The sequence below is a fragment of the Polynucleobacter sp. MWH-UH19D genome, from assembly GCF_040409795.1.
Lineage (GTDB): Bacteria > Pseudomonadota > Gammaproteobacteria > Burkholderiales > Burkholderiaceae > Polynucleobacter.
Genome location: NZ_CP099571.1, coordinates 1,725,472 through 1,751,024 on the forward strand (window position 1 = coordinate 1,725,472; position 25,553 = coordinate 1,751,024).

31 protein-coding genes and 1 riboswitch are annotated in these 25,553 nt (G+C 43.0%); of the genes, 17 read left to right on the top strand and 14 right to left on the bottom strand.

Going from position 1 to position 25,553, the window contains the following annotated elements; all coding sequences use genetic code 11:
• Positions 1–144 precede the first annotated feature (144 nt).
• Genes NHB34_RS08760 through NHB34_RS08770 form a run of 3 tightly spaced genes read left to right on the top strand, consistent with a single transcriptional unit; the run spans position 145 to position 2,189 of the window.
• The gene (locus tag NHB34_RS08760) at positions 145–918 is read left to right on the top strand and encodes a hypothetical protein (protein WP_353427256.1); all 774 of its coding nucleotides are present in this window, start codon (positions 145–147) and stop codon (positions 916–918) included.
• A 54-nt stretch (positions 919–972) separates the two neighbouring features.
• Positions 973–1,632, top strand: coding sequence for an ATP-binding protein (locus NHB34_RS08765; RefSeq protein ID WP_353427257.1), 660 nt, complete (start codon positions 973–975; stop codon positions 1,630–1,632).
• 38 nt (positions 1,633–1,670) lie between these two features.
• The gene (locus tag NHB34_RS08770; RefSeq protein WP_353427258.1) at positions 1,671–2,189 is read left to right on the top strand and encodes a hypothetical protein; all 519 of its coding nucleotides are present in this window, start codon (positions 1,671–1,673) and stop codon (positions 2,187–2,189) included.
• A 197-nt stretch (positions 2,190–2,386) separates the two neighbouring features.
• On the opposite strand, the gene NHB34_RS08775 is transcribed toward NHB34_RS08770, so the two are convergent.
• The 4 genes from NHB34_RS08775 to NHB34_RS08790 form a co-directional block, all read right to left on the bottom strand.
• Positions 2,387–3,013 carry a DUF6803 family protein gene (locus NHB34_RS08775; protein WP_353427259.1) on the bottom strand — a complete coding sequence of 209 codons (627 nt, stop codon included), beginning with the start codon at positions 3,011–3,013 and terminating at the stop codon, positions 2,387–2,389.
• A gap of 57 nt (positions 3,014–3,070) precedes the next feature.
• The gene (locus NHB34_RS08780) at positions 3,071–3,403 is read right to left on the bottom strand and encodes a hypothetical protein (RefSeq protein ID WP_353427260.1); all 333 of its coding nucleotides are present in this window, start codon (positions 3,401–3,403) and stop codon (positions 3,071–3,073) included.
• A gap of 56 nt (positions 3,404–3,459) precedes the next feature.
• Positions 3,460–4,635, bottom strand: a complete 1,176-nt coding sequence (locus NHB34_RS08785; protein WP_353427261.1) for an MFS transporter — start codon at positions 4,633–4,635, stop codon at positions 3,460–3,462.
• A gap of 118 nt (positions 4,636–4,753) precedes the next feature.
• Positions 4,754–5,476, bottom strand: coding sequence for a tetratricopeptide repeat protein (locus NHB34_RS08790; protein ID WP_353427262.1), 723 nt, complete (start codon positions 5,474–5,476; stop codon positions 4,754–4,756).
• Positions 5,477–5,624: 148 nt separating this feature from the next.
• Here NHB34_RS08790 and NHB34_RS08795 point away from each other — a divergent pair, with 148 nt between their 5' ends.
• Positions 5,625–6,059: a hypothetical protein gene (locus tag NHB34_RS08795; protein ID WP_353427263.1), complete on the top strand. Its 435-nt coding sequence runs from the start codon at positions 5,625–5,627 to the stop codon at positions 6,057–6,059.
• Positions 6,060–6,068: 9 nt separating this feature from the next.
• Positions 6,069–6,242, top strand: coding sequence for a hypothetical protein (locus tag NHB34_RS08800; protein WP_353427264.1), 174 nt, complete (start codon positions 6,069–6,071; stop codon positions 6,240–6,242).
• A gap of 123 nt (positions 6,243–6,365) precedes the next feature.
• On the opposite strand, the gene NHB34_RS08805 is transcribed toward NHB34_RS08800, so the two are convergent.
• A complete protein-coding gene (locus tag NHB34_RS08805; RefSeq protein WP_353427265.1) occupies positions 6,366–7,187 on the bottom strand; it encodes a cation diffusion facilitator family transporter in 822 nt (273 codons plus the stop codon).
• A gap of 53 nt (positions 7,188–7,240) precedes the next feature.
• Positions 7,241–7,418: riboswitch (yybP-ykoY riboswitch) on the top strand.
• 6 nt (positions 7,419–7,424) lie between these two features.
• On the opposite strand from NHB34_RS08805, the gene NHB34_RS08810 reads away from it, so the two are divergent.
• Positions 7,425–7,997 (top strand): TMEM165/GDT1 family protein, encoded by a 573-nt coding sequence (locus NHB34_RS08810; RefSeq protein ID WP_353427266.1) that lies wholly within the window; start codon positions 7,425–7,427, stop codon positions 7,995–7,997.
• Between the two features lie 9 nt (positions 7,998–8,006).
• Positions 8,007–8,357: a DUF3147 family protein gene (locus NHB34_RS08815; RefSeq protein WP_353427267.1), complete on the top strand. Its 351-nt coding sequence runs from the start codon at positions 8,007–8,009 to the stop codon at positions 8,355–8,357.
• 126 nt (positions 8,358–8,483) lie between these two features.
• Here the strand turns inward: NHB34_RS08815 and NHB34_RS08820 are convergent, their stop codons facing one another.
• Together NHB34_RS08820 and NHB34_RS08825 are read right to left on the bottom strand one after the other, a co-directional pair.
• The gene (locus NHB34_RS08820) at positions 8,484–9,377 is read right to left on the bottom strand and encodes a nucleotidyltransferase (protein ID WP_353427268.1); all 894 of its coding nucleotides are present in this window, start codon (positions 9,375–9,377) and stop codon (positions 8,484–8,486) included.
• Positions 9,378–9,387: 10 nt separating this feature from the next.
• Positions 9,388–10,323: a patatin-like phospholipase family protein gene (locus NHB34_RS08825; protein ID WP_353427269.1), complete on the bottom strand. Its 936-nt coding sequence runs from the start codon at positions 10,321–10,323 to the stop codon at positions 9,388–9,390.
• A 316-nt stretch (positions 10,324–10,639) separates the two neighbouring features.
• Between NHB34_RS08825 and NHB34_RS08830 the strand changes: the two genes are divergently transcribed.
• Together NHB34_RS08830 and NHB34_RS08835 are read left to right on the top strand one after the other, a co-directional pair.
• Entirely contained in the window at positions 10,640–10,960 is a 321-nt protein-coding gene (locus tag NHB34_RS08830; protein WP_353427270.1) for a DUF6150 family protein, read from the top strand.
• Between the two features lie 23 nt (positions 10,961–10,983).
• Entirely contained in the window at positions 10,984–11,595 is a 612-nt protein-coding gene (locus NHB34_RS08835; protein WP_353427271.1) for an MOSC domain-containing protein, read from the top strand.
• A 58-nt stretch (positions 11,596–11,653) separates the two neighbouring features.
• Here the strand turns inward: NHB34_RS08835 and NHB34_RS08840 are convergent, their stop codons facing one another.
• Positions 11,654–13,324, bottom strand: coding sequence for an MFS transporter (locus NHB34_RS08840; protein ID WP_353427272.1), 1,671 nt, complete (start codon positions 13,322–13,324; stop codon positions 11,654–11,656).
• 333 nt (positions 13,325–13,657) lie between these two features.
• On the opposite strand from NHB34_RS08840, the gene NHB34_RS08845 reads away from it, so the two are divergent.
• The 4 genes from NHB34_RS08845 to ggt are packed head-to-tail and all read left to right on the top strand — an operon-like array spanning position 13,658 to position 18,368.
• Positions 13,658–14,743 carry a TRAP transporter substrate-binding protein gene (locus NHB34_RS08845; protein ID WP_353427273.1) on the top strand — a complete coding sequence of 362 codons (1,086 nt, stop codon included), beginning with the start codon at positions 13,658–13,660 and terminating at the stop codon, positions 14,741–14,743.
• 19 nt (positions 14,744–14,762) lie between these two features.
• Positions 14,763–15,305: a TRAP transporter small permease subunit gene (locus NHB34_RS08850; protein ID WP_353427274.1), complete on the top strand. Its 543-nt coding sequence runs from the start codon at positions 14,763–14,765 to the stop codon at positions 15,303–15,305.
• Positions 15,302–16,747, top strand: a complete 1,446-nt coding sequence (locus NHB34_RS08855) for a TRAP transporter large permease subunit (RefSeq protein WP_353427275.1) — start codon at positions 15,302–15,304, stop codon at positions 16,745–16,747. The genes NHB34_RS08850 and NHB34_RS08855 overlap by 4 nt, the downstream gene beginning before the upstream one ends.
• Positions 16,748–16,769: 22 nt before the next feature.
• Positions 16,770–18,368, top strand: a complete 1,599-nt coding sequence (gene ggt / locus NHB34_RS08860; RefSeq protein WP_353427276.1) for a gamma-glutamyltransferase — start codon at positions 16,770–16,772, stop codon at positions 18,366–18,368.
• Here the strand turns inward: ggt and NHB34_RS08865 are convergent.
• On the bottom strand, positions 18,355–18,984 hold the full coding sequence (locus tag NHB34_RS08865) for a trimeric intracellular cation channel family protein (protein ID WP_353427277.1): 630 nt from the start codon (positions 18,982–18,984) through the stop codon (positions 18,355–18,357). The two genes, ggt and NHB34_RS08865, sit on opposite strands and share 14 nt — an antisense overlap.
• Before the next feature lie 89 nt (positions 18,985–19,073).
• On the opposite strand from NHB34_RS08865, the gene maiA reads away from it, so the two are divergent.
• Positions 19,074–19,772: a maleylacetoacetate isomerase gene (gene maiA / locus NHB34_RS08870; protein ID WP_353427278.1), complete on the top strand. Its 699-nt coding sequence runs from the start codon at positions 19,074–19,076 to the stop codon at positions 19,770–19,772.
• Here the strand turns inward: maiA and NHB34_RS08875 are convergent.
• From NHB34_RS08875 to NHB34_RS08885, 3 genes are read right to left on the bottom strand one after another with little or no spacing between them, the layout of a single operon-like run.
• Positions 19,743–20,672 (bottom strand): AEC family transporter, encoded by a 930-nt coding sequence (locus tag NHB34_RS08875; protein ID WP_353427279.1) that lies wholly within the window; start codon positions 20,670–20,672, stop codon positions 19,743–19,745. The genes maiA and NHB34_RS08875 overlap by 30 nt on opposite strands.
• A 16-nt stretch (positions 20,673–20,688) precedes the next feature.
• Entirely contained in the window at positions 20,689–21,213 is a 525-nt protein-coding gene (locus NHB34_RS08880; protein WP_353427280.1) for a gamma carbonic anhydrase family protein, read from the bottom strand.
• Positions 21,214–21,262: 49 nt separating this feature from the next.
• The gene (locus tag NHB34_RS08885; protein ID WP_353427281.1) at positions 21,263–22,465 is read right to left on the bottom strand and encodes an ammonium transporter; all 1,203 of its coding nucleotides are present in this window, start codon (positions 22,463–22,465) and stop codon (positions 21,263–21,265) included.
• Between the two features lie 136 nt (positions 22,466–22,601).
• On the opposite strand from NHB34_RS08885, the gene NHB34_RS08890 reads away from it, so the two are divergent.
• Positions 22,602–22,970, top strand: coding sequence for a Rap1a/Tai family immunity protein (locus NHB34_RS08890; RefSeq protein ID WP_353427282.1), 369 nt, complete (start codon positions 22,602–22,604; stop codon positions 22,968–22,970).
• A gap of 45 nt (positions 22,971–23,015) precedes the next feature.
• Positions 23,016–23,303, top strand: coding sequence for a hypothetical protein (locus NHB34_RS08895; protein WP_353427283.1), 288 nt, complete (start codon positions 23,016–23,018; stop codon positions 23,301–23,303).
• A gap of 57 nt (positions 23,304–23,360) precedes the next feature.
• Here the strand turns inward: NHB34_RS08895 and NHB34_RS08900 are convergent, their stop codons facing one another.
• Together NHB34_RS08900 and NHB34_RS08905 are read right to left on the bottom strand one after the other, a co-directional pair.
• The gene (locus NHB34_RS08900; protein WP_353427284.1) at positions 23,361–23,750 is read right to left on the bottom strand and encodes an OsmC family protein; all 390 of its coding nucleotides are present in this window, start codon (positions 23,748–23,750) and stop codon (positions 23,361–23,363) included.
• Between the two features lie 37 nt (positions 23,751–23,787).
• Positions 23,788–24,198, bottom strand: coding sequence for a rhodanese-like domain-containing protein (locus NHB34_RS08905; RefSeq protein WP_353427285.1), 411 nt, complete (start codon positions 24,196–24,198; stop codon positions 23,788–23,790).
• A gap of 58 nt (positions 24,199–24,256) precedes the next feature.
• Here NHB34_RS08905 and NHB34_RS08910 point away from each other — a divergent pair, with 58 nt between their 5' ends.
• Positions 24,257–25,525: a putative Na+/H+ antiporter gene (locus NHB34_RS08910; protein WP_353427286.1), complete on the top strand. Its 1,269-nt coding sequence runs from the start codon at positions 24,257–24,259 to the stop codon at positions 25,523–25,525.
• Positions 25,526–25,553 lie beyond the last annotated feature (28 nt).

Consider the following 25,553-nt stretch of genomic DNA (forward strand, 5'->3'; position numbering starts at 1 on the left):
ATTAATTCAACTTACTCACTATTTAGGTAGATTAGTTCAATTTCATATCCCTAATTTTTAGCTAACTTTAGGTTTTTAATCCTCATGCTCGTTACCACGCAGTAACCATTTCAAACCGGTAGCGAACATATAAGGAGAATTAACATGATCGTATCAAATAAGGTAGTAGCAGATTCATTTAACATTTCATCCGTCGTTTTGAACGACAAAGATGAGGCCATTAAACCAGCAAATCTTGAACTGCGCTCCATGGAGGCTAAGCGCATTTACTGGGAAGATGGTGCATTTCGCACTAGCAATCAAGCACTCTATCAAGTTCTTGCAGAATGCTTAGTCTATAGCGGCGAATTAACCGTCTCGATGGCTAAACTTCGCAATGCTGCTCTCGCAAATTTCTACAAAGAGCGTGGTTATAAGTACAAGGAAGATACTCCACTTGTTACTCGCGTTGTACGTGCAGTATTTGGCGACATCGATCGTCGTCGCATTAGCACATACTCTCTCGTACTTCGTCAAGCGCAAAAGGAAAATATTAGCTGTAACAATCTAGCCTCTTGGATAGAGGAGCGCGGGGGTATTCAAGAAATTCGCCTTAGCCGTAGTCCATCTTTTATTAGTGCATCGCAAAAAGCATCAGTGGGCAAGATGTATTTTGAAGGCAAGCCTGATTTAGGCGTTGTTCAATCTGAATTTTTATCTGTCGAAGCTGACCCAGGCTTCATCGGCCAAGCCTGTGTACTGCTTGCTGAACAGCAAGCTGACGGCAGCTTTAGCGTTCGCGCAGTCATTCGTAATCCATCAGCACTAAATGCAGCGTATTCGGCTCTGTATGCAAAGCAAAAAACTTCAATTGCTAAAGCCGAAGCCGAAGTTGCGGCTGCAAATGATGCCGATGGTGCTCTTGCCCTACAAGGCTAATTAGTTGGGGGCTACTTAAATGTAGCCCCATTTGAAAATTATCAGGAGGAACTAATGAATGAACCTAAAACACTTAATGACATTATTTTCGGTAACTATGAGAGCAAACTGCGTATTCATGACATCGTTACAGGCGCTGAATCACTACCCTCAAGCGGCAAATCAGCCATTCTTCTCTACGGAACATGGGGTACAGGTAAAACCACACTGGCCACTATGCTACCTAACGCAATCGAAAAAGGAAAAACAGGCTGCGATCTAAATATGCCAGAGGACATGATTTGCTGTCAGCAAGGATTTAACGGACCGCAAGTAACAGACTTTATTGCCAAAATTTTAGATAAGAATTCAATTAATCTTAGCAACCTTCATTACATCATTATTGATGAGGTCGACTTACTCACTAAGCTAGCTCAAGAGAGTCTTAAATCGGCATTGAACAATAAACGTTGTATCTTTATTTTGACAACAAATCATATTGCCAATCTCGATCGCGGCTTGCTAGATCGCTGCGTTCTTATTGAAATGAATGCAGCAAAGGAGGACCAACTGCTTCCATTGGCACAAGCAACAGCAAAAGCGATTGGAGTTGAAATGACTGATGAAGAGTTGCTACCAACCATCAAAGCTGCCAATGGCTCATTTCGAAATATTACACACAATATTGAGCGCCTCATTCGTCGCAAAAATATCCCCACAAACATCACTTTTTAATTTACTAAAGCCCGCCTTTACTGGCGGGCCAACTACTCATGAAAAAGAAAACTAAACCACTAAATCAACTGTTTCTATTCTCGGACTCTCTAGATCCTAGAATTGACACCTGGTTTTCTGGAAGCGTAATTATTGAGCAAAATATCCCTCGCATAAATCATTCTTGTGAAGAACTAAAAAGGTTAGCCTTATTAATTCCTGCTCTAGATATTGGAGGGTACAAATACGTTACAAACATTATTAATTACAAGACAAGTAATTTATTGCTAGTGAAACTTTCAGGGATTTATCCAGTAATGTGCTCATTTTCCTCTAAGGCCAGCTATTCGGCTCTTAATAGGATTTATCAAACATTTGAGGCGTGGATCGAACGCACTAATTCTCTCAATGAATTTACCTATAACGACTTTTATTTACTAAAGTCACTCAAAGGTAATAGCCTATTGAGAAAGCTAGCTTATAAGAATGAAATGGCTATCCTCGACTCTATAAAGAAAAATGATGATGCCATCAAAGATTTGCTAGCTAAAGAATTTCGTGACAAATTAACAATATGACTTGAATTGTCGTTTAAAACGACACTCTGTTACACACCCACCTAAATCTGTTCTAGACCCTTATATTCAATGGAGGATTCATTAGTGCGATCTATTACCAGTCCGAGAGTCCAAAGAAAAACCACCCAAGGGTGGTTTTGTCACTACTAAGTGGCTTGAATCGGAATTGACCAGGAGCAGAGATACCCAATCGAATATCAATGATTATGTCCTTGGTTATTCATCGGCATTTGACCATTACCCATTGGTATCTGCCCATTCATCATCTTTTGATGATTACCCATCATTTGCTGATGAAGTGCTGGATCACAATGTTCATAGTCATTGCTTCCACTCATTTGATGAGCACTAGAGCCCTTATAGCCAAGAATACTTGGATCAACCATGCCGGCAATCATGGCGATATGGCCAAACACTAGGAATAAAGCTACGCATATAGCATGGATCTTAAGTTTACCCATTTGATCCAAAGCCTTATTGACTACACCCATCTCTTGTAGAGCAATCCAAATGAGCGGCAAACCAGCAATTACATAACTGCCCACAGCAATCGGATCAACCACCGTTCTCCATTCTCCCGCTTTGGTGATTGGTATGACAGCATTGGTCATGATGTAGTAAATGATGCCTACAAAATAAACACCAACAGCAATACCAGCAAAACGATTCAGGTAATAGACCGCCCCATCAAACTTGCGAGTAAAGAGTAGGTATAACTCAGTAATAGCCAAAGTCTCAGCCAAGATGACTGGGATAGCCATAAAGATAATTAAATTCCAAGGCTGGTTAACAGCCAATAACTCCATGTAGTGAGTCATGTTCATATATTTCTCCAATAGATAGTAGTGGCTTGCTGCCACAAAAATTAGTTAAAACAAAAATTAACTAAATTGTCTTGGAGGCTTGAAGATATGGGCAGGAAATGCCTCAACGACCAATAGAGAAACTTGAGGGGTATAGTGACTTAAAAGATCAGGTTGAGTGTATTGATTTGTAGATAGGTTCGCCACAACACCCAAACAGCACTGATGGTGAGTTTGATGATTGCTTGATTGTGACTTTTTAATCTTGGTGTCGGCATTTGTATGACAGTCATGTTGAACCACATGCTGAACATGAGCATCACTTGAAGACTCATATGACGCAGACATGCTGCCCGCATGAATGAGGCTGGCAAAAAGACTAAAGCAGAGAGCAATACATAGTTTTCTCATATTTTTATTCTATGCCTATTTAATGGTTTTGTCGTTTAAAACGACATACTTTTAAACTAAGCTTTATCGGGTCCATGAACCCAAAACGCCATCAACATAAACGCTACCAGCGCACAGCCACCTGAAAATAGGAAAGCATATAAAGGCGCAATCGCCTCATAAATCCAACCAAAAATGAATGAAGCTGGAAAGAGCATCAGTCCGGTGACTAAATTGAACCAACCAAATGCCGTTCCCGCTAGACCCTTAGGCGCCATATCAGCTACCAATGCTTTCTCCACCCCTTCCGTTGCGGCCTTAAACAATCCATAGATTCCAAACAGAGCAAATATTTGGAATATGGAAATACTGGGCATGCCCATGGCGATGTAAAAGAAAGCAAAAGCAATCCACGCAATCAAAATAAATCGTTTGCGTCCAAACTGATCGGATAGCGCCGATAATGGTGCACCAAATACGGTTGTGATCAACGAAATACCAGCCCATAACAGCGGGATATTCTCTTGGGGCACGCCAGCTTCTTTTGCTCTTAATAGCAAGAACATATCTGATGAGTTAGCTAAGGCAAAGATACCGGCTACAACAAGGTATCTTTTAAATTGATCAGGCATGCCTTCCAGAGACCAGCTAAACTTACTCGCTTGAGGAGCGGCTTCTTTGTGAGGCTCTTTAATACACAAGGCAAGGGCAATCGTGATAACCGCCGGCACAACTGCCCACAGAAAAATATCTCTGAGTGGCACCCCCAAAGATAATAATAGAGCGGCCAACAACGGGCCAATGACAGCTCCAGCATTATCCATAGAGCGATGAAGCCCAAAGGTAATACCTCTCTGATTTTCATTGACGCTCTCCGCTAATAAGGCGTCTCGAGGCGAACTACGAAGACCTTTGCCCATGCGATCTGTAAAGCGAATTGCCAAAACCCATAACCAAGAACTGGCGATTGCTATTAGTGGCCTACCAATGCCCGCAAGTGAATAACCCAGAACAATCCATGGCTTTGCCTTTTTGGTGCGATCTACGATTACGCCTGAAACCAACTTAAAGATGCTCGAAGTGGCCTCAGCAATCCCTTCAATAATGCCCAGCGCCTTTGGCCCCGCCATTAAGACTGATGCTAGGTACAAAGGCATTAAGGGATAAAGCATCTCGCTGGCCGAGTCATTGACTAGACTAATGAGCCCGATGAGCCAAACGGTACGAGGAAGAGCGAGAATACTTTTAAACATGACAGGCTCAATTTACTCTTATTTGTCGTTTTAAACGACATTTTTGAGTATCCGTTTAGAGGACTGTTGATAGAATTTTTGACAGAGTTATCAGTCCGTAACTTTTAGTTTAGATACTTTACAAAACCCTATACATCTTTCTGAGATTCTCAATCTTGTGATACTGCCTCTCTGCTGCATCAAACGCTTGGGTAAAGTTTTGCTTAATGGCGTGCTGCATGATGATTAGACAGCGATGTGCATGTTGGTGCTTTAAAAGAGTGGCAAGTGTTAAGAAGTAAAAGGCCTTCTGATGATCTTGCTTGATATATTCACCCTTTTCGTAGAGAACGCCTAGGTTATAAGCAGACTGACGGCTACCATCGTTGGCTCCCACGGTAAGAAGCTCCACACCCCGAGAAATATTCTTCTGAACACCTTGGTCCTCGCCAGTACCAACAACATAGATATTGCCTAAATTACAGTAAGCATCGAGCACTTCTTCTTTAATGGCTTTTTCATAATACTCAACTGCCACAGGGATATTTCTCTCAATCATACCCATACCGCGTTCGTGCATTAATCCAACATTAAAGTGAGCATAACCATTACCTAGACTACTGTTTGAGTTCACCCATTCAAAAAGTCGATCAATCTGTCCAGCATCTAGATGCCCATCAAAACACATTTTGGTCAAAGCAAACTGCGCTTCAGAATCTAGCTCATTAACTGCCAAATCAAAGAAAATTTCGAATGCCGCCTCATAACGGCCCCGACTAAGGTTAGATACCGCCAACTGTAGTTTGGGGTTATTAAAGTTGTAACTATCACCACTAGAGGTGTTTTCAAAACCTAAATCCACAAAATTGCCCTATCTGATTGTTTTATATGCAGCCTGGTTCTAAATTAGCTGACCAAACAATACAAGGGATAAATTTAAATTTGTAGGCAAATTACCCATTTTGGGCAGTTTGCCTACAAACCTGTTTTTTTATGAGTATTCTCAAGTCATGGATAAAGAAGTTTCTTTAAAACTCAGCGGTCTTTTATTTGCAATAAATGATCACTACATCAACCATTTGATTCGGATTTATCGCTTATTTGAAGGAGATATTGAATGTTGCATTGTGCTTGGCGAAATTGCCCATCACAATGTACAAAACGTTTATTCCGAGCTAACCGAAGAAAGATTAATGCTTAGTGAGGTAGCTACTAAGTACCGGGGAAGTAATGCTCACTCAATTAGCCTATCAACCGGGATCCCCAGAGAAACAGTTAGACGAAAAATTAGAAAACTCGAAGAAATGGGATTTATACAGCAAGATGAGAAAAAACAACTTCGTATTACTAACCTGCCGCCTATCAAGCTAGAAGAGTTCTCCATGGAGTCTTTAGGTTTATTTATGGGTCTAGTTGACCGACTAAAAAAGCAAGATTATTTATAGGATGACGCTTTGAATTCTTATGAAATACTTTCAATTGAAAATGCTGGCGGTAAATACTGGGTAGTTACTTATAAGTTAAGTAATGGCCAAACCGAGATTGAAACTATTGACGCCTTAGACCATCATGAGGCATTTGTGAAGTTTCGCAATCTGATGATTGAACAACAAAAAGCTCGAAAGTAATTACTAGTTTTTTGTCGTTTAAAACGACACTCTGTTACACACCCGCCCAAATCGGTCTTAGACCCTTGTATTAGCTGGTGAATTGATTAGTGCGATCTATTACCACTCCGATAATGACTTGCTTTATTTAAGTCTTAATATTCGTATAGCCCCACTCAATACTAAAAATCCAATGGCTAAGCCAATAATCCAGTCGGGAACTGGACTGTTAAACCAAGCAACCAATACACCAGCAATGATGACACCCAAATTCGCCAAAACATCATTAGCAGAGAAGATATAGCTTGCCCGCATATGAACGCCATCGTTCTTACGCTTAGATATCAAGAACAAGCAGGTCACATTGACAGCTAACGCCAACACAGAAATCCAAATCATCGTATTGGCTTCGGGTTCGGCACCAATATAGATCTGATAGCCTGATCGCCAAAGAGCGCCTACGGCTAAAAATAACTCAACAACGCCTGCTAATTTCGCGGCCTTTAATTTATTAGAGGCAGCTTTTCCAACAGCATATAAAGCAACTCCATAGACTGCCGCATCAGCAAACATATCCAAGGCATCAGCAATAAGTCCCGCCGACTCTGCCAACCAACCAGCAATGATCTCTACAAAGAACATGGCTCCGTTAAGCACCAAAAGCCAAATCAAGACTTGAAGCTCTCTTGCTGTTTCTTCTGTATCTTTAGGCCGAATGGGCACAGAATCAACAGATTTATTGCTCTGAATGCTTGCCCCAAAATTTAACGGCTCTAATTTTGCTAATACATGATTAGGCTCTTCGGAGTGACAAATCACCACTTTGCGATTAGGAATATCAAAATTCATTGAATGAATTACCAATGAACCCAAGACCATCCTAATCATTTGCTCTTCAGAGGGGCAATCCATAGCCGGCACATGAAATGTTGTTTCAACTACAAGTTGGGATTGTTTTTCTTTCATATATTCGGAATGTATAGGATTTCATAATACTTTCATACAAGAATTGCTATAATTGACACGTCACTAGGGAGTAGCCTCTCTTCTCTACAGAAGATGGCTTACATCAACATACTTGAGCTTCTAGCTTATGGTGTAAGCGGTTTAGATACTTGGCAAGACTTTTGACTACAAACACTTACTTAGGCTGTGGGTGCGTTGTAGTCATTTGTTTATGTCACAGCCTAGAGGACTATCAAAATGGATTCACTCTTAATCTCCACTGGCGTTGTGGCTCTTGCCGAGATGGGCGATAAAACCCAGTTACTGGCATTTATTCTTGCGGCTCGCTTTAAAAAGCCTGTTCCGATTATTTTGGGTATTCTTGCGGCAACCATCATCAACCACGGCTTGGCTGGCGCATTAGGCGCCTGGATTACAGCAATGGTCAACCCTGAAGTATTGCGCTGGATATTAGGCGCCTCATTTATTGGTATGGCTATTTGGACTTTGATCCCAGACAAGATTGAAGAAGAGGAAACGCAGGTTGCTAAACACTTGGGCGTATTTGGAGCAACCTTTATCACTTTCTTTTTAGCAGAGATGGGTGACAAGACTCAATTGGCTACTATCGCCTTGGCCGCTCACTATGTCGCTCCTTTAGCCGTTGTTGTAGGAACGACTTTAGGAATGCTCATTGCGGATGTACCAGCAGTATTTGTAGGCAATAAGTTCGCCAAGAAGATTCCGATGAAGCTGGTTCACTCTATTGCGGCCGGCATCTTCGCAGTAATGGGCGTACTCACATTACTTGAAGTTGATAAATTATTTTAAGGAGGCGTTATGACTTGGATTATCACCAAATACTTACTGACAGCCGGAATGGTTGTATTCATTAGTGAAGTTGCCAAGCGAAGCGATAAGTTAGGTGGATTCATTGCGGCATTGCCCTTGATGACATTACTTACTCTTACTTGGCTATTCATTGAGAATCAATCGGAAGAGAAAATAGCAAACCACGCTTATTACACTTTTTGGTATGTGATCCCGACACTACCGATGTTTTTACTATTTCCCTATTTGCTACCAAGACTAGGTTTTTGGCTCACTATGGGAGCAAGTGTTGTGGTGACAGTTATTTGTTTCGGGCTCTTTGCCTTATTGATGAAAAACTTTGGGGTTGAACTGTTGTGATGATTTGTCGTTTTAAACGACAATTCAATACACACCCACTAGATCACACTCTAGCTTCTTGATTTGCTTGGTGAAATAATTAGTGCGATCTATTACTACTCCGAGAAAAGCCTTAAGTCGCAAAATCTATTTAAATAAAACATGAGCGGCGCCAAAAATAAATTCCTCAAACTCTCTCTTATTCCACGAGATATCAGCTCCGCCATTTATTAATCTATGCTGCATATTTGCACAGAACAATTTAGAAGAGTCGACTCTTTTAAGCCAATCAATACAATTTATTACTGCCTCAGTGTAGGTGCTTGTATTGAATAACTCGTCTGGGACGTTACTTAACATTCCCTCAATAAAGTATGAAGGCGCACTACCAATATTAATAATTTTCTGTTCAACTAACTTTTTTCTTAGGTTTTTAAAAATTCTAATCACATGCTTCAACATTCCAAGAGTTCTTTTGTTTTTTTCTACTAGATAATCCTTGTGAAGCTGAGGAAAGTTAACAATATGAGTGCCATCTTTTTTATAAAAACTAATTCCCTCAAGATAATCATCTGGTTTCATTGGATCAAAAGAAAAATATTTTCGGTGCTTGATTGCGACTAATACATCAGCTTTGCGACGATTTCCTTTGGGTGATATTTGTATGGCCTTCGAGCCAATTACAACCTCAGAATCGAATCTTGCTATCAATAAATTAACTACATCACCTCTAAAATCAGAATATTTATATGCCGCACTAATAGGAAATGCGGCTTGAAATTTATTCTTTTGATTATCAGAAATTAGGCTTAAATCATATGTAAATGCGGAATCAAGTCGAATGATGATGTCTACATCACTCTCTCCAATGACATTTGTGTCATTTGCATAAGATCCCTGTAAAAAGATCTTTGTGGCTTTTGATTGATAGGCTGCATTTCTATCCTCAAGGACGCCTCTAATAGTCGAATATGTCTCCTTTGATGTTACCTGGGCGCCTATAGAAGACATAGACTCCAACTCTAACTCTGAAATTGGCATTTCGACTCCCTCATAAATTCAAGGCTCTTAGGGCCACTTCATATTTTCTAAAGGAGTCTCGACCAAATTGAAATAATAAGTTCAATTTCTTGATATCAGACTCCAACAGGTCAACAGCTAAAGCACCCTTAGTTGAAGACTCATTAATTCTTACAATCGGGACATTTTTGAATATCAAATTCGTCAACTGCTCCATAGAGCGGGTATTCATATTCAAGGTTTTTTTAAGTAGCCTCTCTAAGGTCCAAATAAATATCATTCTCTGATACCAAGGCTTTATCGGCTCTATATAGTCACCAACTCCCACACTTACAACACGCAAATCGAATTCAGAGTAATTAAGGGGGCCTACTGCATCACTGATTGAAAAAAGAGTCGGGTTGTTTGCGATGTATCCACCGTCTATTAGCTCCCATGTAAGGCCATCATCCGCCTGCACTACTTTTCTCTCAAACAATGGATACGCCGAACATGATGAAACTACAGCATCAGCCAAAGAACACCCAAATCCAGGCTTAAAACTGGCAGTCATACCGTGCGCCTGTTCTAGGTTTGACTTAAAAATCATCGGCTTCTCTTCCAGCCACTTTGACGCAACAATACCCAGCTTAACTTTTAAATCTGAAACGGTGTAATGCCCAAATAACTCATTCGCATATAACTCCAACTTTTGAGTTCTTCCATTTGAAGTTTTTTGGGACATTATTTCTGGAATAAGGCGCCTGTATTGATCAACGATCTCACTTACAGACTTACCAAGACCAAGCATGGTTGCAATAATTGCACCTGTACTGGTTCCATAAATTAGATCAAAGTGCAAACCAAGGGGTTTATCCCCTAAAGCTGCCTCAAGCTCTGAAAGTACCCCGAGGGTATACATGCCCTTCGACCCTCCACCATCGAGGCTAAGAATCTTGCATAGGGGCTTCTGAGGGGATGTATTCACACCCTCATCTTATATTTTTTAGAATCAGTCGTTTTAAACGACACCTCATGCCGCTACCCTCCGCTCTGAGCCATATGGTTACAGGGTTTTTTCCAGCAAACCCTTATTCTTCGGTACTTTGCAGGCGGTGTGTAGCACGGCGAAAACCATGGTTTTCTAAGTGTTTGATTTTATTGGGAAAAGGGTCGGCAACCTAAGAACCTTGCGAGTTATGATTCCGTCGCTCTAACCAACTGAGCTAATTCGCCGAAGGTGTGATTGTAGCAAATCCGCCTCATTCTGTAACCGCAAAGCCCATAAACCGTAATATAGGCACATGAGAACGCACTTCCCTAAAATCCTGATCTGGTTTGTTTTGCTCGCTTTTGCGCCACTAGGGGCATTTGCCGCTCAGATCTATATAACTAACTATCCGTCAGAAGCTAATGCAAAGGTATTTGTCACTAAATATCCTTCTGAAGCGAATTGCATTGTGTATGAGACCCAATACTCCAGTGACACCGAACCTGGCGTGTGGTTTTACACAAAATACAAAAGCGATGCACGCGCTGTAATTGCTTACACCCAATACAAATCCGAGGCTGACTTGATTGTCTATTACACCAAGTACAAGAGCGACGCCCGCTGTCGTTATTAATGTAATTCTTTGGAATCGAGCTAATGCGATTGCTTTCAATATCCTCTGGCAAGGTAGCGCCTTTGTTTGGCGATCACCATCCAGACTACAAATCCGTTCCATCAGCTATTCGCAAAACTAGTATCAGTAATTTAGAAAGTTGCGTACAAATTCACATCAACAAACTTGGTGTTCAAGATGATGAACAAGCGGACCTTAATGTACATGGTGGAGTTGAAAAAGCTATTTACGTTTACCCAGCAGAACATTACGTTTTTTGGAATCAACTACTTACTCGGGAAACCAAAAAACCCACCTCTCTTAAACATGGATCACTTGGTGAAAATTTCACCATTGAGGGTTTACTAGAAACCGAGGTATTTGTTGGCGATAAATTAGAGATTGGTGATCTGGAATTTGCTGTTACCAAATTACGAGAGCCATGCTTTAAATTCAACGCAGCACTTGGCTATAAGGGTGCTGCAAAAGCTATGGTTCAATCTGGCTATAGTGGCTGGTATTTGCGAGTACTGAAAACTGGGCTGGTGTCAGCAGGAGCAACCATTAAGCTAATCCCAGGCCCAAGAAATACTTCCATCGCTCAGCAAAATCAAAATCTGCTCATGAAGCGCAATCAGAAAGATCTTTGGGATTGATATAAAAAAACCCGATCATTTCTGATCGGGTTTTTAATTTCCTCCAGACTAAAGAATCTTAGTCACGCGCGTAGATATCTACGTCTTTAGTTTCACGTACAAACAGTGTACCGATTACCAATGTCATCGCAGCGATGATGATTGGGTACCAGAGACCATAGTAAATGTTACCGTTCTGCGCAACCAAGGCAAAGGAGATCGTTGGCAACAAGCCACCGAACCAGCCGTTACCAATATGGTATGGCAATGACATAGAGGTGTAGCGAATGCGGGTTGGGAACATCTCAACCAACATTGCGGCGATTGGACCATAAACCATGGTTACCAAGATCACCAAGTACACCAACAAGAGCAATACAGCAACATAGTTAACCTGTGCTGGATCAGCTTTAGCTGGATAACCTTCTTTATTCAAAGCTTCGCGAATAGCTTTCTTGAATTCAGCATCTTTTGCTTTTGCCTCAGCAGGATCAATGCCCTTAGCTGAGTAGCCCTGAACTTCAATATCGCCAATCTTCACAACCGCTGTGGAACCAGCAGGGCCAGCAACAGTGCTATAGCTAGCAGAGTTAGAAGCCATCACTTGTTTTGCAATATCGCAAGAACTAGTGAACTTAGCTGTACCAGTTGGGTTGAACTGGAAGGTACATTCGTTTACATCAGCAGTAATAGTTGCTGGTGCAGTAGCCATTGCCTTTTCCAATGCTGGGTTAGCAAAGTGTGTCAAAGCATTAAACACGGAAACAGGAGTGTTAGGGATGTAAGTAATTACAGCCAATAACAAACCGCCCATGATGATGACTTTACGACCAATCTTGTCAGACAAGCTACCGAACACGACGAAGAATGGTGTACCAATTACCAATGAAGCAGCAATTAATAAGTTTGCAGTCTTAGCATCTACCTTCAATACTTGGGTGAGATAGAACAAAGCGTAGAACTGGCCCGTATACCAAACCACCGCTTGACCTGCAACCAGACCAAACAATGCCAAGATAACGATCTTCAAGTTTTTCCACTGACCGAATGACTCGCCCAAAGGAGCTTTAGATAACTTACCTTCTTCTTTCATCTTCTTGAAAGCTGGCGACTCATTCATGGACAAACGAATCCAAACAGAGACTGCCAACAATGCGATAGAAACGATGAAAGGAACACGCCAACCCCACACATCAAAGTCTGGGCCAGTGAATTCACGTGTGAACAAAATCACGAGCAAAGACAAGAACAAGCCTAAAGTAGCTGTAGTCTGAATCCATGCTGTGTATGCACCGCGACGACCATGAGGAGCATGCTCCGCAACATAAGTAGCTGCACCGCCGTACTCACCACCCAAAGCCAAACCTTGAAGCATACGCAATGCAATCAAGATGACTGGAGCAGCAACACCGATGGTTGCATAGTTAGGCAGAATACCCACGATGAAAGTCGCGCCACCCATTAACAGGATGGTCACCAAGAAGGTGTACTTACGACCAATCAAATCACCTAAGCGACCGAACACCAATGCGCCGAATGGACGCACGATGAAACCAGCAGCAAACGCTAACAAAGCGAAAATGAAGGCAGAGCCAGCATCTAAGCCTGAGAAGAATTGCTTAGCGATAACCGCCGCAAGTGAACCGTATAAATAAAAGTCATACCACTCAAAAACCGTACCTAGTGAAGAAGCAAAAATAACTTTGCGCTCTTCGGCGGTCATTGGGGCTGCTTTGTGTGCTGTTGACATCCGTAGCTCCTAACTATTTTTATTGAATAAATAAACAACGAACCGATTATGCTGTGAAAAAAATCAAAGAAATCCACTAGTTAGGGTAATTCCCCATCAAATCGGATCGGGGTTTTCCCGAAAAATGTGGATTTGATGCAACGCACTTAATCCATGATGTCTTCATGGATTTGCACTATTTGATTGCAATCTGCCCAAGTCAAGTGCATGTTGAGCAAACCAAGTGCAAATCATCTCACTCGTCATATTGCACTCCGTTTTTAATGTTTTCTGAAGATAGTAAATAGCGTTGCTAGATATACCCCAATAAATATTACACAAGGAGCAAATCAAATGAAAAGACGTGACTTTTTAGGCAAGACCACACTAGGCGCTGCTGCAGGTGTTTTAGCAGCACCAGCAATCGCTCAATCCATGCCAGAGGTGAAATGGCGATGCGCATCCAGTTTTCCCAAGAGCTTAGACACTATTTATGGTGGTGGCGAATTTATTTCTAAACGTGTAGCAGCTCTTACTGACGGTAAATTTCAAATTCGTATTTTTGGTGCTGGCGAGATTGTCCCTGCCTTTGGCACCGTGGACGCGGTCCAGCAGGGTACTGTGGAATGTACTCACACAGCTGGCTACTACTTTGTCGGCAAGAACAAGACTTTTGCCTTTGACACTACCGTGCCGTTTGGCATGAACCAGCGCCAACAAAATGCGTGGATGTATTGGGGTGGTGGCTTAAAACTGCAACGCGAGTTCTTACGCGACTACAACATCATCTCCTTTCCAGCAGGCAATACAGGAACTCAGATGGGTGGATGGTTCAAAAAGCCAGTGAAAACTGTTGCAGACCTCAAAGGCCTCAAGATGCGTATCGCTGGTCTTGGCGGTGAAGTCATGTCTCGTCTAGGTGCAATTCCACAACAGATCGCAGGTGGCGACATTTATCCTGCACTCGAAAAGGGTGTGATCGACGCAGCAGAGTGGGTCGGTCCATATGACGATGAAAAATTGGGCTTCTACAAAATAGCCCCGTACTACTACTATCCAGGATGGTGGGAGGCATGTTCGATGTACTCCATGTATGTAAACATCAAAGAATGGGAAAAGCTTCCTAAGCAATATCAAGAAGCCCTTGCCTCAGCCTGTGCGGAATGCAACATCGACATGATGGCCGAGTATGACTACAAGAATCCAATTGCCCTGCAGAGCTTGATCAAAAATGGTGTGAAACTGCAATCATATTCAACTGAAATTATGAAAGCAGCATCAACCGCAGCCTTTGAGATGTATGAAGAAGAGGCTGGCAAAAATCCTTCCTTTAAGAAGATTTATGAGCCATGGAAAAAATTCCGCAATGATCAAATGCTCTGGAATAAAGTCGCTGAGCAGACTCTCATGAGCTTCATGCTAACCAACCCAGTCAAGTAAACCAAAGCGAGATACTGAAATGCCAAAACAATTTTTAGTTTTTGCAAATTTCGTTGATCGCTTAAATGACCGTTTTGGTGTTTTAGCAAGTTGGATGGTTCTTATTGCCGTACTGATCAGCACTGCAAATGCGCTGATCCGGTACGGCTTTAATATCAGCTCAAACGGTTGGTTAGAGGCTCAATGGTATTTGTTTGCGGGAATGGTTATGTTTGGTGCCGCAACCACCTTTCGTCTTAATGAGCATGTGCGGGTAGACGTGCTTTATGCCCTTTATCCCAATAAAGTGCGTCTCTGGTTAGATTTTTGGGGTGGAATCGTTTTCTTCCTGCCCATGACCATCATTATTGGCTGGTATTCCTGGGAGTTTTTCATAACTTCGATCATTCAAAGTGAAACCTCAAGTAACCCCGGCGGACTTATTCGCTGGCCAGTGCGTGGCGTAATTACTTTAGGCTTCTTTTTGCTAACCCTTCAAGGCATCTCTGAAGTCATTAAGCGCTATGCAGCGATTATCGGCATGATTCAGATCGATCCTAAGTACGAAAGACCCTTGCAATGATTAGTCATGACTTGATGGCCCCCATTATGTTTGGGGGCTTAATTGTATTTTTGCTGCTTGGATATCCAGCAGCCTTCTCTCTCGGCGCAGTTGGTCTGTTCTTCTCCTTAATTGGTATTGAAATAGGAATGTTTCAGCCCACATTCTTGCAAGCACTACCAGACCGCGTTTTCGGAATTCTTTCGAATGACCTTTTGTTATCCATACCCTTCTTCACCTTCATGGGGGCCATTCTTGAAAAGTGTGGATTAGCAGAAGACATGCTCGAAGGTCTAGGCCAGCTCTTTGGACCAATACGTGGTGGTTTAGCCTACGCGGTCATTATTGTTGGCGCAATTCTTGGGGCAATTACTGGAACTGTGGCTGCATCAGTCATTGCAATGGGCTTAATTTCCTTGCCTATCATGCTGCGCTATGGATATAACCCACGCGTAGCAACGGGTGTGATTGCAGCGTCTGGAACAATTACTCAACTCATTCCTCCCTCATTGGTATTGATTGTGTTGGCAGACCAGTTGGGTAAATCCGTTGGCGATATGTATGCTGGCGCTATTGGACCATCCATCATTCAAGTCGTTCTGTTTTGCCTATTCATTTTCTTCTTATCAATTTTCAGACCCCAGGATGTTCCAGCGCTTCCGCCAGAAGCACGTCCAAAAATTGATTGGAAATTATTCAGGCGAATCTTATGGGGCATCGTTCCATCGATTGCTCTGATCTTCTTGGTACTGGGAACCATCTTGATGGGTCTTGCCACCCCCACCGAAGGCGGCGCAATGGGATCTGTCGGAGCCTTAGTACTGGCAGCAATGAATAAGCGTTTAGAAAAGTCTTTGGTCTGGGAAGCAATGACCTCAACCATGCGCATCAATGCGATGGTGATTTTCATTCTGATCGGCTCCACTGTATTTGGCCTCGCATTCCGCGGCGTTGATGGCGACCTTTGGATTGAGCATCTCTTATCAGGTCTACCTGGTGGCCAAGTAGGCTTTTTAATCGTGGTGAACCTGTTTGTTTTCTTCTTAGCCTTCTTCTTAGACTATTTCGAAATCGCCTTCATCATCATCCCGCTCTTAGCGCCGGTTGCAGATAAGCTTGGGATTGATCTCATTTGGTTTGGTGTGTTGCTAGGAGCTAATATGCAAACATCATTCATGCATCCACCATTTGGTTTTGCCTTGTTCTATTTGCGTGGAGTGGCACCAAAATCTCTCAAAAGCTCTGATATCTACTATGGTGCACTGCCATGGGTGGCTTTACAACTCATGCTAGTGGCTATCATCATTTTCATACCAGAAACTGTTACCTACTTTATTGATAAGCCTACAGTAGCGATCGATGCAAATGGTCCGTCAATTGATCCACTTGCTGGTGTTGAGCAAAATGAAATCACTGTAGACTCTAGTGCAGAAATCGAGCGTCAGCTTCGAGAAAATAAATAAAACTAAAAAGTAGAGGTTTTGCATGCAACCAAAATGGGGAATCAGGGGGATGGCGGTAGCGCCCCACTCTCTCGCGTCTGAATCTGCTTTGGCAGTTCTCCGCGAGGGGGGTAACGCACTAGAAGCAATGATTGCTGCGGCAGCAACTATTGCCGTGGTCTACCCGCATATGAATTCCATTGGCGGTGATTCCTTTTGGGTCATTCACTCTCCTGGAAAAGCCATGGGCGGAATTGATGCTTGCGGTGCCGCAGCTGGCTTAGCAACTAAAGAGTGGTACAGAGAGCGTGGCATTACCAAGACAATTCCTTTTAGAGGTCCAATAGCTGCCAATACTGTTGCTGGAACAATTTCAGGCTGGGGTGCTGCTCACAAACTTTCCAAGCAGGGCTTGGGCGGAAGAATGCCTCTATCTAGATTACTGGCAGATGCTATTCACTACGCTGAAAGTGGGGTGCCAGTTACCCATAGCCAATCGAGCTTAACGGCAAAAAAGAGTGAAGAGCTAAAGCCCATTCCAGGCTTTGCAAAAACATTTTTGGTAAATGGCAAGGCCCCTGAAGTTGGCAGCATTTTTAAACAAGCTCGTCTTGCAAAAACACTTCGCCAAATTGCTACTAAGGGTACGGAAGATTTTTATCGTGGCGACCTTGCTGAACTTATCGGAAAAGAACTTGCAGAGATTGGAAGCCCGCTACGTCTGGCAGATCTTCAGCGCCATCATGCCAAGCTCATTGACCCCCTAGAACTCAAGCACAGCATCGGCAATGTTTACAACATGATTCCGCCTACCCAAGGCGTGGTTTCGCTCATGATCATTGGCATCTTGGACCAGTTAAATCTCAAGCGCTTCAAAGTTGATAGCACTGAATACGTCCATCACTGCGTTGAAGCAACCAAACAAGCGTTCAAGATTCGCGATCAATTTGTTACAGACCCTGCTTACATGACCAAGAATGCGCAATCATTCTTATCTCCAGAGTTTCTAAAAAAACTTGCCAAGAACATCGACCCAAATAAAGCCCTACCATGGGGTCAAGGCAAGGGACCTGCCGATACGATTTGGATGGGCGTAATTGATGGTGATGGTAATTGCGTATCCTTTATTCAAAGCATCTATCACGAGTTTGGCGCAGGTATTGTTCTACCCCAATCCGGAATCAATTGGCAAAACCGCGGCTGTAGTTTCTCTCTCGACCCTAAAACACTTAATCACCTTGAGCCCTATCGAAAACCATTTCACACCCTTAATCCAGCCATGGCTTTATTTAAAGACGGTCGTTCAATGGTCTATGGGACTATGGGTGGAGATGGTCAACCCCAAACGCAATGTGCAGTATTTACACGCACCGCTACTTACGGCCTAGATCCTCAAGATGCTATTAGTCGTCCTCGCTGGTTATTGGGTCGCACTTGGGGTCAAACAAGTGATAGCCTTAAATTAGAGTCTCGCTTCAGCCCGTGGGTCGCAAAAGAACTTCATGAAATGGGTCACGAAATTGAAATGCTTGATGCCTTCGATGAAACCGTAGGTCATGCAGGTTGCATCATTCGCGAACCATCCGGTACCCTGCGCGGTGGCTGGGACCCTCGAAGCGATGGAGCAGTTAGCGCGTTTTAGTAATAAATAGTTTAGGTACGCGCAGATCCCAATAAATAGCGGCTGCGCGTAATCCAAATATTCCCAACATGCAAAGAACAGAGCCCTCGATGGCATATTGCGGAAAAAAATTCAGAATCAAGACGTAAGCACAGCAACCAAAAGTTACCGGAATAGCATAGAGCTCATGCGACATGATGAGCGTTTTTCTTCCGGCCAAAACATCCCGTATCAATCCGCCACCAATAGCAGTAATGACACCTAAAATTACTGGGGCAACCGGTAAACCATAGTTAATACTCCAAGCTTTGTCAGCGCCCTGTATTGCAAACAATGCGGCACCAAAACCATCTATGTAAAGCATCAAACGATAAATTTGTGGTTGTGTAAAAAAAGATTCGGCAACAAAAGTGAGAACACTCGCACCTAAAGCTAGCCACACATACACTTGATTTTCAGACCAAAAGACAGGAGCCTCCAAAATAATGTCACGAATGGTTCCGCCACCAATAGCGGTAATGAGCCCAAGAACCAACACCCCAAATAGATCAACTCCTCGATCCGCAATTGCTAATACGCCCGTAACTGCAAACGCCATGGTTGCAATAACGCCGACCCAAAATTGAATATGTTCCATAGGAATGAGTCTAAAACACTTTAAATAAAGTTCATCTCAATTTGCCACCATGCATATACTGAGAGTAAATAATTCGCTATAAATAGATGATGACCACGAAATCTCAATCCAAGCCTAAGCTCTACAGTTTTTGGCGAAGCTCAGCAGCCTTCCGTGTGAGAATTGCATTGAATCTCAAGGGGATTCCTTACGAGATTATTCCTATTCATCTCACCAAAAATGGTGGCGCTCAATTTAATCCAGATTATTCAGAAAAAAATCCTACTCACTTGGTACCGCTGTTTGAAGATAATGAAATTAGTATTCATCAATCACTAGCCATCATTGAGTATTTGGAGGAAACGCATCCTGCTCCACCTCTTTTGCCTGCATCCCCCCAGGACCGCGCTTGGGTTCGCTCATTAGCAATGGATATTGCATGTGATATTCACCCTATTAATAATGTACGAGTTTTGAAATATCTTCTAAAAGATTTGGGCTGCGATAAAGAAGCAAAAGAGATTTGGTATCAGCACTGGATTCGGTTAGGCCTTGAGAGTCTAGAGAAACAATTGCGCTCAGACTCTCGCCTTGGTCGCTTTGCTTATGGAGATCAACCTGGACTTGTGGAGGTTTGCCTGGTCCCGCAATTGTTCAATGCACTCAGTAGCGAGATGGATCTCAGTCCTTATCCAACCTTACTCAAGATTTTGCATGAGTGCTTAATGCTTCCCGCCTTTATTGAAGCTTCTTGGGAAAAGCAAATTGATGCTGAGGGTCTAAACCCCAGAATTCCACCACAAAAATAATGACAATGTCAGCAAAGAACCAATAGTCGTAATGAGCACTACGCGAGAAATCACACTGCCATCAGCCTTGTAATATTGCGCCAGCATAAATGGGCCAGTTCCTGTTGGTAGTGCACTCAAAATTACAACCGCATTTAACCAAAGAGTTGGCAGACTCAAAATAGGGCCCGCAATCAACCAGGCAATCAGCGGCTGCACAAACAATTTTGCAAAGCTGATGCTCCATGCTTGACTAGCTGAAGCCTTACTTTTTTGCAGCAAAAATAAACCAATCGACACCAAAGCGCATGGTGTGGCTGCTGCTGCCAAAAATACAATGACCTGGTCAACGGGGCCATATAAAGATTGACCCGTTGAAGCCCATGCTAAGCCCGCCACTGGAGCAACCAATAATGGGTTGGCGCAAAGCGACTTTAATACGCTAAATAAAATTTCATGATGTTTTTTGTGAGACAAAATATCGATCTCAATGAGTACCGTAACCAAAGCAAACATCACAAACACAATAAAAGTAGAAATGATTGCTGGCGCTATTCCTTCCTGACCCAGGGCCAGGGCACAAAGCGGTATACCCATATAACCTGTATTTGAATAAGAGGCGCTTAAGCCATTAAAACTTGCCGCAGCCAAATCTTTACCCTTGAAATAACTAATAGCGAGAACCGCTGAAAATACAATCAAGCAACTGAAGAAAAAAGCGGCAATAAATCCTGGCTGCCAAAGATTTTGCCAACCGCTATTTGCAGCAAAACTGAAAAGCTGAGCAGGAAGTGCCAACCAGACTACGAAACGATTCAGCTCAATTGAGGCGCTCTCACCCAATTTTCTGGTGCGACCACAAGCATACCCAATCAGTATGAGTGCAAAAACTGGCAGAACTACATTAAATACGTAAAGCAAGGTAGCGTATACAGAATTAAGAAATCTTCTTTAAGGTCTTTGCATAGCGTTGCGCATTCTTGACATACCGTCCTGCGATTTCACTAATCCCTGATATTTGCTCAGGAGTCAAAGTTTTCACTGCTTTTGCAGGTGATCCAATAATCATGGATCCATCAGGAAATTCTTTGCCTTCTGTAACAAGAGCGCCAGCACCTACTAGACAATGCTTACCAATTTTTGCGCCATTCAGAATCACTGCACCAATACCTATCAAACTATGATCGCCAATTTGACAACCATGCAACATCACCTGATGTCCTACAGTGACATTCTTACCAATGGTCAGTGGGTAACCAGGATCAGTATGCAAAACAGATGCGTCCTGCACATTACTGCCCTCACCAATCTGGATTAAGTCGTTATCGCCACGGATTACAACTTTTGGCCAAACGTTAGCATTTTTATGAAGCTCAACTTTGCCGATAACTTCAGCGCTTTCAGCAACCCAAGCCCCATCGGAGACTTGGGGGGCATTTCCATCTAGTTCAAATATAGCCATGACCCATTATAGGTACGAATCAGGCTATATCTGCACAGCTTGAATCAACTTACCAGTTAGGCTCGCGGTCTGGAGTTGAAGAGATACGATGCACACTAATATCGGCGCCCTCAAACTCTTCTTCTTGTGACATCCGAATACCGATTGCCGCCTTAAGTGCACCATAGACTACAAAACCACCAACTAGGGCAATGGCAACTCCCATCAGGCTACCAATCAGCTGACCTGTAAAGGTAATACCACCAATACCGCCAAACGCCTTCGTACCAAAAATGCCTGCGGCTAAACCACCCCAAAGACCACATAAGCCGTGAAGGGGCCAAACACCCAATACATCATCTAACTTCCAACGGTTTTGCACTAAGGTGAACATATACACAAATAAAGCACCAGCCACCAAGCCAACAAATAAAGCGCCAACTGGATGCATCAAATCTGAGCCAGCGCAAACTGCAACTAAACCGGCAAGTGGCCCGTTATATGCGAAGCCTGGATCATTGCGTCCAACAACCCATGCTGCCAGCGTTCCACCAACCATTGCCATTAAAGAATTCATAGCAACCAAACCACTAATCTTGTCGATGGTTTGCGCACTCATCACATTAAAACCAAACCAACCTACCGCTAGAATCCAAGCACCTAAAGCCAAAAATGGAATGCTGGATGGCGGATGCGCAGAAATTTGACCCTCTTTGGTGTAACGACCGCGACGTGCGCCCAAGAGAATGACTGCCGGCAATGCAATCCAGCCACCAACTGCATGCACTACAACCGAACCCGCGAAATCATGAAACTCTTCGCCAGTGAAACCCTTGATCCAAGCCTGAATACCGTAATGCTGGTTCCAAGCAATACCCTCGAAAAAGGGATAAATGAAACCAACCAACACAAAAGTAGCAATTAATTGAGGATTGAACTTTGCTCTCTCAGCGATTCCACCAGAAATAATTGCCGGTATTGCTGCAGCAAAAGTCAGGAGAAAGAAAAACTTCACCAGCTCGTAACCATTCTTTTCAGCCAAGATTTCTGCGCCTGAAAAGAAGTTGACTCCATACGCAATGCTGTAACCGATGAAGAAATAAGCGATTGTTGAAACCGCAAAATCCACTAAGATTTTTACCAAAGCATTTACTTGGTTCTTCTTACGTACGGTGCCTAACTCTAAAAATGCAAAACCAGCATGCATGGCCAGCACCATGATGGCGCCCAACAAAATGAATAGAGCATCACTGCCAGATTTCAAAATTTCCACTTGTTTTCCCCTTCTATTTTTCGCATCATTATGGGGAGTAAACAATCGCATTTAGGTGCACTATGCACTTATTTAGTGCATTTATTCGCTAAAGTGATGGTTTATGATTGTTTTACATACACTTAAAGGAACACCCATGAAGAAAGTCCTCGTTTTTTTTGCTGCAATAACCGCATTTTGTGGCTTGGCACAAGCCCAACCTAATGCTGGCGTTAAGGTTCTCAGCACACAAGAGTTGGTCAACGTTTGCAAATTACCTGCAAGCCCTGAATCCAGAAGTTTTTGTATTGGATACTCAACTGCAATTTATGACACCTATTTGGCTACACGCCACCCACAGCGCGCCAAACCATTCATCTGCGTAAAGCAACCAGCTCCATCACGCGATGAAGTGATTGCAGATTTTGTGAAATTCGGACAAGAGAATCCACAAACTGCCGACAAACCAGCCTCTGGGGTTTTCTTAGGCTTCTTGTCAGCAAAATTCCCTTGCGCTAGAAAATAATCAAATCAAGCTACTGAACTCAATTTAATTAAAGGATCTGTTGATATGAAAAAAGTTATCGCGATTACTGCAGCAACTCTTGCAATAGCTGGCTGCTCCAATATGAGTAACACTGAACAACGCACTCTCTCTGGCGCATCAATTGGTGCAGTTGCTGGTGGTGTTGGCGCGGCGATTTTCCATGGCAACCCAATCTGGGGTGCAGTTGGTGGCGCGGCAGTTGGTGCAGCATCTGGCTATATTTATGATTCCTACAAAAAAGAACAGGCATCTGAATACAACGCAGGCTACAACGCTGGTAAAAATAACAAGCCAGCAAACGCTCCGAACTAATCCTGATTTAACCCCACGCCTTTTATTGGCGTCACTGTAAAAACTACCCAGCTTGCATTAATTTACAAGCTGGGTTTTTATTTGAACTTCTCCAGCTAATGCCTTGTGTATTGGGCATTTGTTTGCAATCTCTACTAAGCGATTTTTTTCCTCTTCGCTAAGCTTGCCTTGTAGTTGAATTTCACGCGTAAATATCTCTACATCATTCACTCGTTCAATATCGACAGTCACAATCGCATTCTCTAAATGCATTGATTTACGACCGGCGTACATTTTTAATGTCATGCTAGTGCATGCTGCCAATGCCGCACCCAAATATTCATGAGGCGTGGGACCCGTTTCCTGCCCACCATTGCTAAGATACGCATCCGATAAAAAATGCAAATCGCCTGTTTGCAATTTCTGCTGCAAGGGTCCATCACCAAACTGTGAAACTACTTTTCTCATGCTGTCTCCATATTAAATAGCTAATTATTAGTACAACTTAAATCTTAGAAGCTTTTGATACCTTCTCTGCAACGGCCAAGTTGGCTTGCTTCCATGCAGTAAATCCACCTTCTAAATGGCACACATTAGGAAGGCCCATATCTTGTAAAGTTTTTGTAGCAAGTGCAGAGCGCCAAGCAGAAGCGCAATACAGAATAAAACGCTTGCCCTCGCCAAAAATAGGCTTGTAATAAGGGCTTTCTGGATCAACCCAAAACTCCAGCATTCCACGCGGAGCATGCAATGCGCCAGGAATCATTCCCTCGCGCTCAAGCTCTCGTACATCACGAATATCCACAAAAACTGCACTGGAATCCTCGAGTAGTTTTTGAGCCTGCTCCAGTCCAATCGTTTCAATTTGTTCTGTGGCACTATTAATTAACGCCTTATACCCAATCTTTAATTTCACCAAAATCTCCTAAAGTGACAATTCTCTTTATCTTTGAGTCACCTGCTAACATTCTCCTATGAACTTTACCCCGATAGAACTTGGTGCAACTATTATTTTTGCAATCGCTGTCTTGCATACTTTTTGCACTAGTTATTTTGAATCTTTAGCAAAACACTCCGCCAGACATGCGGGCCTTTGGCATCTCTTAGGAGAAGTCGAAATTGTCTTTGGCTTTTGGGCAGCTGCGCTCGTCATTTATATCTGCCTTATTGGCAATCTACAGGAAGCTAAATCCTACTTAAACTCTCGCAACTTTACAGAGCCCTTGTTTGTTTTTGCCATCATGATCGTAGCTGGCAGCAAACCCATATTGCACTTTTCCACACAACTACTGCATGCCGCGGCAAATATATTAAAACGCTTACTTGGCATTAGAGGTGCTCCACCGCTGTACTTTTTAACCCTTGGTTTGACTCCACTGCTAGGTTCACTCATTACCGAGCCTGCGGCAATGACATTAGCTGCTTTTTTATTGCGCGATTTGGTGTATCGACACCGATGCTCCAAATCATTATTGTTCGGCACGCTTGGTGTTCTATTTGTCAATATCTCGATTGGTGGCACCCTGACCAATTTTGCAGCGCCACCCGTGCTCATGGTTGCATCCACTTGGGGGTGGAGCTCAGGATTTATGTTTAGCAATTTCGGCATTGAATCCTGCATTGCAATATTGATTAATGCACTTGGCGCAACTCTTTTATTTCATCGCCAACTGATTGAGCCTACAACATCAAATCAAGCTGAAAAAATTCCGTTGGCAGTCATCGTAGCGCACCTACTTTTCTTATTAGGAGTGGTGATATTTGCTCATGATCCAATTATTTTTATATGGCTTCTTTTGTTTTTTATTGGATACACCACTGCTTATCCAAAACACCAAAGCCCCCTTATTTTGAAAGAAGCTTTATTGGTGGGCTTCTTCTTGGCTGGCTTAGTTGTACTTGGGGGTCTGCAGGGCTGGTGGTTACAACCCATTCTAGAAATGATGAGCCCAACAGCAGTGTTTTATGGCAGTTTGGCCCTGACTGCGTTTACTGATAATGCTGCACTCACGTATTTAGGATCATTAGTAACAGGCACATCTTTGGACTTTAAGCTTGCTTTAGTGGGTGGCGCAGTAGCTGGTGGTGGACTTACCGTTATTGCAAATGCGCCAAACCCAGCAGGAATTGCCATATTACGTAGCCACTTTCCTGGTGGTGCCGTTTCAGCCCTTTATCTACTACTTGCTGCAATACCCCCCACACTGGTAACCATTGCGGCCTATCGCCTGCTCCCAATCTAGTAAACGTTATAGGCAGTAAAATCAAAGC